Origin of the sequence: Polaromonas sp. (assembly GCF_049790275.1) — a bacterium.
In the GTDB taxonomy this organism is placed as follows: Bacteria; Pseudomonadota; Gammaproteobacteria; order Burkholderiales; family Burkholderiaceae_C; genus Polaromonas.
In genome coordinates, this window is sequence record NZ_JBAQYR010000090.1 from 1 (window position 1) to 11629 (window position 11629).

The window sequence follows — 11629 nt, forward strand, 5'->3', positions numbered from 1 at the left end:
CGATGCGCGTGAACACACGCTCCGGCAACAACTGGTCAGTGATGCGGATGAACTCGGACACACAGCGGTCAATGCCGCCAGCCCGCGTCAGGATGTCGCGCAGCACGAAGTCAAGCAAGCCCTCCATGGGGGCGAGCAGGATGGTCTTCGCCGGGAGAAGATGGGCAGGAGCAGGCTGAAACACGATCCAGCTGTTTTAACAGAAGGCCGGTGCGCACTGGCCGGAAGAGCGGCTTGTCCTTTTTTTCATGACAAAAACCGATTCCAGCCCAATAACCACGGGCGCAAGCAGCTATTAATTACGTAGCACCACAGCAAAATTCCAGCGGGGGGCCGCGGGTCCGGCTTCGCCGGCCCGCAGGCGCCTGTCCCCTGCAAGGGGAGAGGAGGCTACACGAAGTGAGCCTCAACAGGGGTGTTCAAGAATTCCAGCCGCCCCCCAGCGCCCGTATCAGCCCGACCGTGGCCACGTACTGCGCAGCACGCACCTGCAAGGCCTGCCGGCGGTTGCGCAGCTCGTTGCGCTGCGCATCAAGCAGCTCCAGCTGGCTGACCAGCCCGTTGCGGTAGCGCGAGTCCGACAGCACGGTGGCACGGCTGCTGGAGGCCACCGAGCGGGATTGCGCCTCGGACTGCTCGGCCAGCAGGCGCAGCGCCGAGAGCTGGTCTTCCACATCCCTGAAGGCCACCAGGACCTGCTCGCGGTAGCTGGCCAGCGCCATGTCGAGTTCGGCGTTGGCGCCCTGCACACCGGCCTCGCGCCGGCCGCCGTCAAAAATCGGCAGTGAGAGCAAGGCACCCACGCCCCAGGCGCGGGTGGACATCTTGAACAGGTCGCCGATCTCGGGCGCGGCATAACCGCCATTGGCCGTCAGCGAGAAGACCGGGAACCAGGCAGCCTTGGCCACACCGACACGCGCCTGCGCGGCCTGCATGCTGCTCTGGGCGGCAGACACATCAGGCCGGCGGACCAGTACCGTGCTCGGCACACCGGCCGGGATCACCGGCAAGGCGGTGGTCCATTCCGCCGGTGCCACCTGGAAACTGGAGGCCACCTCGCCGACAAGCACAGCCAGCGCATGTTCAAGCCCGGCACGCTGCCGGTCCAATGCCAGGGCTTCCGATTCCGTCGACGCGACTTCGGTACGCACACGCGCTACATCGAGTTCTGCCACATCACCTTCCCTGAAGCGCACTTCGGTCAGGCGCAGGGTATTGCGATAGGCCTGCAGCGTGTCGCGCATCAGTGCCCGTTCAGTGTCAAGCGCGCGCAGGTTCAGATAGGTCTGGGCCACGTCGGCCTGTACCAGCAACCGCGTGCTGCGCAGCAATGCTTCGCGGGAGGCAGCATCCAGCGAAGCAGCGTCCGATGCGCCCGACAATCTGCCGAACAGGTCAAGCTCGTAGGACAGGTTGGCGCCCACGCTCACCACCGTTTTGGGCTGGTTGTTCGCGTTGGCGTCGGTCTGGCGCACCGCACCCGCACCCAGGCCCAGTTGCACGGAACGGCTGGCTTGGGTGGCACCCGCAATCGCACGGGCCTGTGCGAGCCGGGCGGCGGCCACCTGTACGCTGTTGTTGCTGCGTGTGGCCTGGTCCACCAGCCGGTCCAGGGTCGGGTCGGAAAAAACCTTCCACCACTGCACCTGGAAAGGCGCCGCGGGCGAGGCGGCCACGGCCTCGCTTTCGCGGAACAGGGTGGGCGTCACCGGCAGGCTGGAAGGATCGATGGGCGCCGGACTGGTGGCGCAGCCGGCCAGCACCAGCGCTGCAAGCAGCGGTGCCAGCGCGGAACGGGCGGAAAAACGAAGGCGGCTCATGGTGATAACTCCTGGATGGGACTCATGGTTATTCGTGGTGCTTGAGGGCGGCGGCAGGTTGCGCATGCAGCGCTCCGCCACCGTTGGCCGAACTGCCTGCAAAGGCTTCCACATGCGGCACTTCGCCGTGCAGCTTGAGCGGGCGGTTGCCGGTGAGGCGGCGCAGGGCTACATAAAAGACGGGCGTGAGGAACAGACCGAAAGCCGTGACGCCGATCATCCCGGAGAACACCGCCACACCCATGGCAGCGCGCATCTCGGCGCCCGCACCGGTGGACAGCACCAGGGGCAGCACGCCCATGATGAAGGCCAGCGAGGTCATCAGGATGGGCCGCAGACGCAGGCGGCTGGCTTCGATCGCAGCCTGCACCGGCGTGCGTCCGGCAAACTCAAGCTCGCGCGCAAACTCCACGATCAGGATGGCGTTTTTCGCCGACAGCCCGACCAGCACCATCAGCCCGATCTGCGTGAAGACGTTGTTGTCACCGCCCGAGACCCAGACCCCGGTCATCGCCGCCAGCAGGCTCATGGGCACGATCAGGATGATCGCGATAGGCAGCGTCAGGCTTTCATATTGCGCGGCCAGCACCAGAAAGACCAGCAGGATGGCCAGCGGGAACACCAGCACCGCCGAATTGCCGGCCAGGATCTCCTGGTAGGTCAGCTCGGTCCACTCGTAGCTGATGCCTTTGGGCAGCGTCTCGGCCGCGATGCGTTCAATCGCCTCCTGCGCCTGGCCGGACGAATAACCCGGTGCAGGCCCGCCGCTGACGTCGGCCGACAGGTAGCCGTTGTAACGCATCGCACGCTCGGGGCCAAAGCTGGGCTGCACCTTCATCAGTGCCGACAGCGGCACCATCTCGCCGGTGGTGGAACGAACCTTGAGCAGGCCCACGTCTTCGGCACGCGCGCGGTAAGGCGCGTCGGCCTGCACACGCACGCTGTAGGTACGGCCGAACTTGTTGAAGTCGTTCGCGTACAGGCTGCCGAGGTAGATCTGCATGGTGTCGAAAATATCGGTCACCGGCACATTAAGCTGGCGTGCCTTGGTGCGGTCGATATCCGCGTACAGCTGCGGCACGTTGACCTGCCAGCTGGTGAAGGTGCCGGCAATCTCCGGTGCCTGCGCCACCTTGGCAAGGAAGGCTTTCACCGCGCCGTCCATGGCGTCGTAGCCCAGCGAGCCGCGGTCTTCGAGTTGCAGCTTGAAGCCGCCCGTGGTGCCCAGGCCCTCGACCGGCGGAGGCGGGAACATCACGATGAAGGCGTCCTGGATGCCCGAGAAGGCCCCGTTCAGCTGGCCCGCGACGGCCCCGCCGCTCTGGTCGGCCTGTTTGCGTTCGGCAAAGGGCTTGAGCGTGGCGAAAACGATGCCCGAGTTCGAGCTGTTGGTGAAGCCGTTGATCGACAGGCCCGGGAAAGCAATCGCGTCTTCCACATTCGGGTTCTTCTTCATGATCTCGCCCATGCGCTGGATCACGTCTTCGGTGCGGTCCAGCGTGGCGCCGTCGGGCAGCTGCGCAAAACCGATCAGGTACTGCTTGTCCTGCGCCGGCACAAAGCCGCCGGGCACCAGCTTGAACACCCCGACCGTCGCGCCCACCAGCACCAGGTACATCACCAGCATCAGGGTCTTGCGCGAGATCGCGCCTTTCACACCGGTGCTGTAGCCGGCCGCACCGCGGCCGAACAGGCGGTTGAAGCCGGCGAAGAAACGGCCGAACACCTTGTCCATGCCGCGCGTCAACGCGTCTTTCGGCGCATCGTGGCTTTTAAGCAGCAGGGCCGCCAGCGCTGGCGACAGTGTCAGTGAATTGATCGCCGAGATCACGGTCGAGATCGCAATCGTCACCGCGAACTGCCGGTAAAACTGACCGGTCAAGCCGCTGATGAAGGCCAGCGGCACAAACACCGCCACCAGCACCAGCGCAATCGCGATGATGGGCCCGGACACCTCACGCATGGCGCGGTAAGTCGCCTCGCGCGGCGTGAGCCCGGCCTCGATGTTGCGCTCCACGTTTTCCACCACCACGATGGCGTCGTCCACCACAATGCCGATGGCCAGCACCAGCCCGAAGAGACTGAGCGCGTTGATCGAAAAGCCCAGCAGGTGCAGCACGGCAAAAGTACCCACCACCGATACCGGCACGGCCAGCAGCGGGATGATGGAAGCGCGCCAGGTCTGCAGGAACAGGATCACCACCAGCACCACCAGCGCGATGGCCTCGAGCAGGGTCGTGATCACCGACTTGATCGACGCGCGCACAAACTGCGTCGGGTCATAGGCGATGCGGTACTCCACGCCTTCGGGCATGTTCTTCGCCAGCTCGTCCATGGTCTGGCGCACGGCGTTCGAAATCTCCAGCGAGTTGGAACCCGGCGCCTGGAACACGCCCATGCCGACGGCCGGCTTGTTGTTCAGCAGCGAACGCAGGGCGTACTCGGAGGCGCCCAGTTCCAGGCGGGCGATATCGCGCAGCCGCGTCACCGCGCCGTCGGCACCGGTCTTGACGATGATGTCGCCGAACTCTTCCTCGTTTTGCAGCCGGCCCTGCGCATTGATCGACAGCTGCATGTCCACGCCCGCCAGCCCCGGTGATGCACCCACCACGCCGGCGGCCGCCTGCACATTCTGTCCGCGGATCGCCGCCACCACGTCGCTGGCCGACAGGCCGCGCTGCGCGACTTTTTGCGGATCGAGCCAGACCCGCATCGAGTAGTCGCCGCCGCCGAAGATCTGCACCTGGCCCACGCCCTGGATGCGCGCCAGCCGGTCCTTGACATTGAGCACCGCGTAGTTGCGCAGGTAGTTGATGTCATAACGGTCGTTGGGCGAGACCAGATGCACCACCATCGTGATGTTGGGCGCGCTCTTGACCGTCGTCACGCCGAGCCGGCGTACCTCTTCGGGCAGGCGCGGCTCGGCCTGCGAGACGCGGTTCTGCACCATCTGCTGCGCCTTGTCCGGGTCGGTGCCGAGCTTGAAGGTCACCGTCAGGGTCATCACACCGTCGGTGGTGGCCTGGCTGCCCATGTAGAGCATGCCTTCGACGCCGTTGATCGATTCCTCCAGCGGCATCGCCACCGTTTCGGCAATCACCTTGGGGTTGGCGCCAGGGTACTGGGCACGCACCACCACGGAAGGCGGCGCGACTTCCGGGTATTCGGAAATCGGCAGGCCGCGCAGCGCCACCAGGCCGGCAATCAGCATGAGCAGCGACAACACGCCGGCAAAAATCGGCCGGTCAATAAAAAACTTGGAAAGATTCATGGCAATTCTTCTTGTTCAAATGTCAAAGCCTCATGACCCGGCCGCGACCTGGACGGGCCTGGCCTGCAGTTCCGCCTTGGCCGACATCTCCACCGGCTGCGGCGCCACCAGCGCACCCGGGCGGATGCGCTGCAGACCGTTGACGACGATGCGCTCGTTGGCGGCCAGGCCGTCCTTGACGACACGCAGTCCGTTGACGGAGGCACCCAGCGTGACCTCGCGATACGCCGCCTTGTTGTCGGCGCCCACCACCATCACGAATTTCTTGTTCTGGTCGGTGCCGACGGCACGTTCATTGACCAGCAACGCCATGCCTTTCGTGGCCTGGCCCATGCGGATGCGCGCAAACTGGCCGGGCATCAGCTGGCCATCCTTGTTGTCGAACACGGCGCGGGCGCGCACGGTGCCGCTTTTGGCGTCCACCTGGTTGTCGACGAGTTGCAGCTTGCCTTCAAACGGCGTGTCGGTGCTGGCTGCCGTACCCATCTGCACGGGGATGCGTTCCAGCTGGCGCCCGCCGGAGCCGCCGGACTGCACTTCCTTCAGTGCCCTGGCCACCACCTGTTCGTCGGCATCAAAACTCGCGTAAATCGGGCTCACCGACACCAGCGTGGTCAGCACCGGTGCACCCGGACCGGCCGCGACCAGGTTGCCCACAGTCACTTCCAGCTTTCCGACACGCCCGGCCACCGGCGCGCGCAGCTGCGTGTAGCCCAGGCTCAGCTGCGCGGTCTGCAGTGCCGCCTGCGCCGCACGCAGGTTGGCCTCGGCCTCGCCCTTGCCGTTGGTGCGTTCGTCGAACTCGCGGCGCGAAATCGCCTGCTCGTTCCAGAGGCGCTGCGAACGCTCATACTCTCCCTTTGCCTGCGCCACGCGGGCCTGCGCGGCAGCCACCTGGGCCTCGGCACGTGCCACTTCGGCGGCATACGGCGCCGGGTCGATGGTCAGCAGCAGCTCGCCTTTTTTGACCAGCGCGCCTTCGCGAAAGTGCACCGCCTGGATGGTGCCGGCAACACGCGAGCGGATGTCCACACGCTCGACGGCTTCCAGCCGGCCGGAAAACTCTTCCCAGCCAGCCACCTCGCTTTGCACCACGGTGGCCACGGACACGGGTGTTGCGGCGGGCTCGGCCGACCCCTGGGCCTGCGCCCGGGAGCCAGGCACCCCAAAAACAGCGGCAGAAATGCCGGCCAGCGCCAGCACGGCGAGCGTGACGGCCGCCAGGCGTTTTTTATTGTTGCTTGAACGAATCGATTGCATGGAAATATCCCTCAAAAAATCAAAAAAATGCGGAGTCAGGAAGCCGAAGAATGGGTGGGGTGCGCGGCCGGCCCGCTCGCCGGACTGGCCAGAAAATCGCGGAACTGCTGCAGCACCACCGGCCCCCAGGCCGACGCGCGGCTGTCAGGGTCCTGGTAGCTGCAGGGCCATCCGGTGGGTGCGGGCAGGATCGCGTCATGCGCGACCAGCCCGGCGGCCCGCAGGCGGCCCGCATAAGCCAGCACTTCGTCGCGCAACGGATCGTCCTGCGCGGTGACCAGCAACGTAGGCGGCAGCCCGGTCAGGCGGAACGCCGCACCGGGCGCGGCATAGGGGTGGGAAGCGTCTTCCATGCGGGCCAGGTAACCGTGCCAGCCATCAGCCCAGATGCAACCGACCGGGCCGGCCTTGGCGTCGCGCAGCGAGGCCGTGGCCATGCAGGGGTCGAGCATGGGCGAGAGCAGGATTTGCCCGGCAAGCGCCGGCTCCTGCAGGTCGCGGGCCATCAGGGACACGGCTGCGGCGATGTTGCCACCGGCCTCTTCACCGGCCAGGAACACCGGAGCATCGTGGCCCGCCAGCTTGTGCCTGGACTTCCAGGCCCACAACAAGGCAGCGTAACCCGTTTCAACGGCCTGGGGAAAAGGATGGGCCGGCGCCAGCGGGTAGTCCAGCGAGATCACCACTGCACCGGCCTCGGCCAGCAGGCCTGCGACGCAGGAACCGCCTTCCAGGGAACCACCGACAAAAGCCCCGCCGTGGAAGTGGAGCACCAGCGGAGACACCTGGTCACCCTGCCGGCGGCCATAAAAGCGCGCTGCCAGGGGTCCCTGCGCAAGCGGGATCTGCTTGTCCACGCTGAAGAGCGGGGCTTTCCGCGTGCCGTGGCTGGCGAGGTGCTGGCTTGTCATCATCTGGGACCGCAAGCGGTTTTGTTGTTGCAATGCAGCAGAAGATAAGCTCGATCAACCCCTCAATAAAGAGGCATTCTGCATATACTTTGTTTCATAAATGGAACAATCAACGCCGAAATCGCCTGCGTTTCCGACTATTCTTCGCATCCCTAGGGCCTGGCCCTACTGAACAGGATTTTTTGAATGGACAAGTTTTCTGCCATGCAGGCGTTTGTGCGGGTTGTGGAAGCGGGCAACTTCACCAAGGCCGCCGACTCCATCGGCATGCCCAAGGCCACCGTGACGCGGCTGATCCAGACCCTGGAAAAAGAGCTGGACACCAAGCTGCTGAACCGCACCACCCGCAAGGTCACGGTAACGGCCGATGGCGCGGCCTATTACGAGCGCGCCGGCCGCCTGCTCGGCGACATGGAAGAACTGGAGTCGAGCATGTCGCGCGCGAAAGCCAGTCCGCGCGGCCGGCTCAAGATCGACATACCCTCCTCGCTCGGCCTGGCGGTCATCATTCCGGCCCTGCCCGATTTTTACGCCCGTTATCCCGACATCCAGATCGAGCTGGGGGTGAGCGACCGGCCCGTCGACATCATTGGCGAAAACGTGGACTGCGTGGTGCGCGGCGGCGAGCTGCAGGACCAGTCGCTGGTGGCGCGGCGCATTGGTGAGTTCAACCTCATCACCTGCGCCACACCGGCCTACCTCAAGCGCCACGGCACACCGCAACACCCCGACGAGCTGGCCAACGGCCACACCCTGGTGCGTTATATCTCACCGCGCACGGGCCGCCTGTACCCGATGGAGCTGCGCAGGGACGGCGAAGAAGTGCAGGTGAGCGGACGCCACATGCTGGCCGTCAACGACTCCAATGCCGGCGTGGCCGCCGCGCTGGCAGGCCTGGGTGTCTTGCAGACGCTCACTTTCCTGGTGCAGCACCACATCAGCAGCGGGGCCCTGGTGCCGGTGTTCGGCGGCTGGTGCTCGGAGGCCAAACCCATCCATGTGGTGTACCCGCCCAACCGCCACCTCAGCAACAAGGTGCGGGTCTTTGTGGACTGGATTGCCGACCTGTTTGCCAAACACGACCTGATCCAGCGCAAGAGCACCCTGACGCTCCCGGCGCAACACGCACTGGCAGCCCCGGCGGCACCCGTCGCACTGGCGGCATGAGCTGCTGCAGGCTGGTCCTACAGCAGACGCGGGCACGTCTTACATGCCGCACTGCACAAGAGGACTAAATTCGTTCCTTCATTGAAGGAGACTCCATGGCCCGGCCTGATGCCCCCCGCAACGCCCGCAATGAGCGCGACACACGGCCTCGGTCCGGACAGGCAGAAAAAGAAAAGCCGTCCGGAACCCCGAGCAAGGGCTGGCCTTTTGCCGAAGGCTCGCAAAATCACCTGGATGAAACGGCCGCCCCCTGGCCGAGACCCTCAGCCAGGCCGGGTTCCGGCTGGCCTGAGCGCAACAAGTAAGCCCGCGTGAACAGCGGGCACCCGGCGCCACCTCCTCAATAGCTGCCGAGGTAGTCCTTCTTGCCGATTTCCACGCCGCTGTGGCGCACGATGGCATAGGCCGCGGTGGTGTGAAAAAAGAAATGGGGCAAGCCGTAGTTCAGCAGGTAGGCTTGGCCGGTGAAGACCTTTTCCTTGGGCGTGCCGGCCTGCGTCACGATACGGCGCTCTTCGCTGCCGTCGATCTGCGCTGCGGCCAGACTGTCGATGAACGCCAGGGTTTTGGCAATGCGCGCCTGCAGATCCGCAAAACTTGCTTCCTTGTCTTCAAAGCTGGGCACTTCCACACCGGCGATACGGGCCGACACGCTTTTTGCAAAATCGCATGCCACCTGCACCTGGCGCAGCAGGGCAAACATGTCGGGGTACAGGCGTGCCTGCAACAGGACTGTGGGCTCGATCTTGCGCGCAGTGGCATGCGCCTCGGCCTTGGCCAGAACGCCGCTCAGGCCCCCCAGCATCTGCTTGAAAACGGGAACGGAAGCCTGGTACATCGAAAGCGTCATGGATCAATCCTGAAAAGAAAATGGAAAAACTAAGCGCCGGGCCGGTCAAACAGCCGGGTCCTGCAGACCCAGGGACCGGCTTGCCTCCTGCGGCTGGCGGCACAGCGCCACCATGGCATGGGTCAGCGGATCGGCGGGGTACTCGCGCTGAATTTCAGTATAGCGGTGCAGGGCTGTGGCCAGGTCGCCCTGGCTGAAGGCCTGATAGGCGTGCTGCGTCAGCACGCACAGGCGGATCTGCTCGGGCGTAGCCTCGAGTTCGGGATCGCCCCCGCGTATGCCCACCAGCTCGTAGATTTCCATGTCGGAGCGCCGGCCCTTGACGGTCACCACGTTGATGGGGCGCAGCCACAGCTGCTCACCCGCTTCCTTGAACACCGTCTGGCTGATGCAGACCTGCGTGCCGAACTCCTTGTTCGCGCCTTCCAGCCGCGAGGCGAGGTTCACGCCGTCACCCATCACCGTGTAGCTCATGCGCTCGGCCGAGCCGATGTTGCCGACCAACACTGAATCGCTGTGGATGCCGATGCGCACGTTGAGCGGCCGCAGGCCTTCAAGCAGCCACTGCTGGTTGAGCTTGCGCATGCTGGCCTGCACGCGCAGGGCGGCCACACACGCGTGGTAGGCATGGTTTTTGAGAATGGCGGGCGCGCCCCAGAACGCCATCACGCCGTCGCCGATGAACTTGTCGATGGTGCCCTGCTCGTGGTTGACCGCGCGGGTCACCGCTTCCAGGTAGGCCGACACCCGCAGCAGCAGCTCCTGCGCCGGGCTGGTCTCGGCCAGGGCGGAAAAGGATTCGATGTCGGAAAAGAAAATTGTCAGGAAGCGGCTGCTGCCGCCCAGTTCGAGCCGCTGGTTCGAGCTCAGCAGCTGTTGCACCAGGCCTTTGGGCACAAAGGCCGAGAAGGCGTGGATGGTCGAATCCAGCGTGTTCACCGCGCGGATCAGCGAGCTGATTTCCGGTATGCGGGAATGAATCCGCCGGGAAGGGCTGGAGACGAAATTCTGCACATCGATCACCTTCTTTTCCAGCTGCTCGATGGGCCTGGCAATCAGCATGGACAGAAAGTAGATCAGCACCACCTGCAAGGCCACCGCAATCGCACCGAAAATCAGCACCTTGCGGTTGTTCTCCGTCCACTTGCGCGAAAAATCGGCCAGCGGCGCGATGATCATGACGCGCCACGCCTTGCCCACGGTGGGCGGGAATTTCGCAAACATCGCCACGTACTCCCTGCCGCTGTGCGCGTCGACAAAGGTGAAGCGCTCGCTGTCCTTGTCGGGCCGCGACGCCATGGCCAGCGCCGGCAGTTTGCTCGACAGGCGCGACAGGCTGTTCTGCAGCAGCTTGCCGTCCTCGCGCCGGATCGCCTGGCTCGCGTCCGGATGGGCAATGATGCGGTCATCGTCATCCACGATCAGGCTCAGCGAATTCGGGCTGACCGGGCGCGACGCGAGAAACTTCGACAGGCTGTCCAGCGTGATGTCCGCCGCCACCACACCGGCCACCTTGCCGCCGGCAAAAAACGGCATGGCAATGGTGATGCCGGGCAGGCCGGTGGTCGCAAAGATATAGGGGTCGGACACGGAGAGCCTGCGCCCCGCCGCCACCGAGTCCTTGAACCAGGGGCGCACGCGCGGGTCGTAGACGGCCGCCGCCTCGGAACGGCCCACCGGCTGGCCCTGTGCATCGAAAAACACATAACGGTCCTGCGCCGGGCCGCCGCCCTTGCGGTCCAGCCAGCGCGTCGCCAGCCGTGCCCCCGCGGGCAGCGCCTTGTCCTGGATGCGGCCGCCAGGCGGCAACACCAGGCTCATGCGGAAGGAGCCGTCGTCAAATGCGGCATACACGCTGCTGATGTTGCTGCTGTGTGCCAGCATTTCGGTCATGTAGGAAGCAGCCCGCTCCTGGCGGAAAAATTCAGGCTCGGCTTCCCCCAGGCTGGCCGCCACCTTGACCAGCGACTTGATCGGGTCCACCAGTTCGGTCGAACTGGTGATGGTCTCGAAACGTGCTTTTTCTATCAGCTGATGGGCGGTGTCGCGCGCAATGCTGTCATTGGTGGCGTAGTTGATCCAGACCGTGGCGATGAACAGCGGCAGCGACAGCAACAGGAACAGCACCACGATGCTGGGCCGCAGGCGCAGCGCAAATTTTCCGGGATAAGCCATGATGTGACGTCCTCCTCGCCCCGCGAGCTGGTGTTTTTTTATCGGAGGAAGCCCTCGTTGCGCGGCCCCGCCTGCCCGCCTGCATTATGGCCATTCCGGCCGCCCGCTCCCGCTCAGGCCGCGGACCGGCCCCGCAGGCGCTGGACCAGCGTGACCCCGCCCAGCACCAGCGCCC

7 protein-coding genes and 1 pseudogene are annotated in these 11629 nt (G+C 65.0%); 1 reads left to right on the plus strand and 7 read right to left on the minus strand.

Annotated elements, in window-relative coordinates:
• From WA904_RS12155 to WA904_RS12175, 5 genes and pseudogenes are all read right to left on the minus strand, one after another.
• Nucleotides 1-127 (minus strand): annotated as a pseudogene (locus WA904_RS12155) (tRNA dihydrouridine(16) synthase DusC); the annotation flags it as partial.
• Between the two features lie 292 nt (nt 128-419).
• Nucleotides 420-1820 (minus strand): efflux transporter outer membrane subunit, encoded by a 1401-nt coding sequence (locus tag WA904_RS12160; RefSeq protein ID WP_425197380.1) that lies wholly within the window; start codon nt 1818-1820, stop codon nt 420-422.
• Between the two features lie 28 nt (nt 1821-1848).
• Nucleotides 1849-5091, minus strand: a complete 3243-nt coding sequence (locus tag WA904_RS12165; protein ID WP_425197381.1) for an efflux RND transporter permease subunit — start codon at nt 5089-5091, stop codon at nt 1849-1851.
• Nucleotides 5092-5121: 30 nt separating this feature from the next.
• On the minus strand, nt 5122-6351 hold the full coding sequence (locus tag WA904_RS12170; RefSeq protein ID WP_425197382.1) for an efflux RND transporter periplasmic adaptor subunit: 1230 nt from the start codon (nt 6349-6351) through the stop codon (nt 5122-5124).
• 35 nt (nt 6352-6386) lie between these two features.
• On the minus strand, nt 6387-7265 hold the full coding sequence (locus WA904_RS12175) for an alpha/beta hydrolase (RefSeq protein ID WP_425197383.1): 879 nt from the start codon (nt 7263-7265) through the stop codon (nt 6387-6389).
• Nucleotides 7266-7448: 183 nt separating this feature from the next.
• Here WA904_RS12175 and WA904_RS12180 point away from each other — a divergent pair, with 183 nt between their 5' ends.
• Nucleotides 7449-8429 (plus strand): LysR substrate-binding domain-containing protein, encoded by a 981-nt coding sequence (locus WA904_RS12180; RefSeq protein ID WP_425197384.1) that lies wholly within the window; start codon nt 7449-7451, stop codon nt 8427-8429.
• A 340-nt stretch (nt 8430-8769) separates the two neighbouring features.
• Here WA904_RS12180 and WA904_RS12185 read toward each other — a convergent pair whose 3' ends face one another.
• Both WA904_RS12185 and WA904_RS12190 read right to left on the minus strand, forming a co-directional pair.
• Nucleotides 8770-9279 (minus strand): DUF1993 domain-containing protein, encoded by a 510-nt coding sequence (locus WA904_RS12185; protein WP_425197385.1) that lies wholly within the window; start codon nt 9277-9279, stop codon nt 8770-8772.
• 45 nt (nt 9280-9324) lie between these two features.
• Nucleotides 9325-11454 (minus strand): adenylate/guanylate cyclase domain-containing protein, encoded by a 2130-nt coding sequence (locus WA904_RS12190; protein ID WP_425197386.1) that lies wholly within the window; start codon nt 11452-11454, stop codon nt 9325-9327.
• Nucleotides 11455-11629 lie beyond the last annotated feature (175 nt).

Coding starts and splice junctions, on each gene's coding strand:
- WA904_RS12160 (WP_425197380.1), bottom strand. CDS start 1,820: ATGAGCCGCCTTCGTTTTTCCGCCCGTTCCGCGCTGGCACCGCTGCTT.
- WA904_RS12165 (WP_425197381.1), bottom strand. CDS start 5,091: ATGAATCTTTCCAAGTTTTTTATTGACCGGCCGATTTTTGCCGGCGTG.
- WA904_RS12170 (WP_425197382.1), bottom strand. CDS start 6,351: ATGCAATCGATTCGTTCAAGCAACAATAAAAAACGCCTGGCGGCCGTC.
- WA904_RS12175 (WP_425197383.1), bottom strand. CDS start 7,265: ATGATGACAAGCCAGCACCTCGCCAGCCACGGCACGCGGAAAGCCCCG.
- WA904_RS12180 (WP_425197384.1), top strand. CDS start 7,449: ATGGACAAGTTTTCTGCCATGCAGGCGTTTGTGCGGGTTGTGGAAGCG.
- WA904_RS12185 (WP_425197385.1), bottom strand. CDS start 9,279: ATGACGCTTTCGATGTACCAGGCTTCCGTTCCCGTTTTCAAGCAGATG.
- WA904_RS12190 (WP_425197386.1), bottom strand. CDS start 11,454: ATGGCTTATCCCGGAAAATTTGCGCTGCGCCTGCGGCCCAGCATCGTG.